The sequence below is a fragment of the Caldisalinibacter kiritimatiensis genome (genome assembly GCF_000387765.1).
GTDB lineage: Bacteria > Bacillota > Clostridia > Tissierellales > Caldisalinibacteraceae > Caldisalinibacter > Caldisalinibacter kiritimatiensis.
Genome location: NZ_ARZA01000030.1, coordinates 1 through 481, shown reverse-complemented (window position 1 = coordinate 481; position 481 = coordinate 1). Strand labels below are relative to the sequence as shown.

The following is a 481-nucleotide window of genomic DNA, read 5'->3' as shown; positions in this document are numbered from 1 at the left end:
AACTTTGTTATATAACCAAGTACCTGCTGCTATTACTGTACCACCTATAATTACTACTCCCGCTGCAGTAATCACTACTTGTCCAACTCCTGGAATCCACCATGTGCCTGCAATAAGAGCTCCTGTTGCACTTTGCACACCTACACTTCTTATTGCTCTATTATTCTTTATAGTATCGTTTTTTAATTCAATTATATCTACTTCTACTGCAGTATTAAGAAGTTTGACAAACTGTTCTTGTGTATAATAAACATCATTAATATATACACCATTATCAGTAATAACAATATTACATTTATTAATATTTGTATTTTTAGAACTTAATTCAGTTTCACTTGCAAACGCTGAAATACTTATATTAGATACCATCAATATCATAAGTATAAAACTAATAATTTTTCTTGTCAATTTTTTCATGATTTAATCAGAGATTTCGCATCTAATTTCCAGTAAAAACTTTACTTTCCCTTAATTTGTAATG

General features: G+C 29.3%; 1 protein-coding gene. It reads right to left on the bottom strand.

All coding sequences use genetic code 11. The annotated features are described in order from the left end of the window. On the bottom strand, nt 1-417 hold a 417-nt coding region (locus L21TH_RS00905), incomplete at its 3' end, for a hypothetical protein (protein WP_034428908.1). Nucleotides 418-481 lie beyond the last annotated feature (64 nt).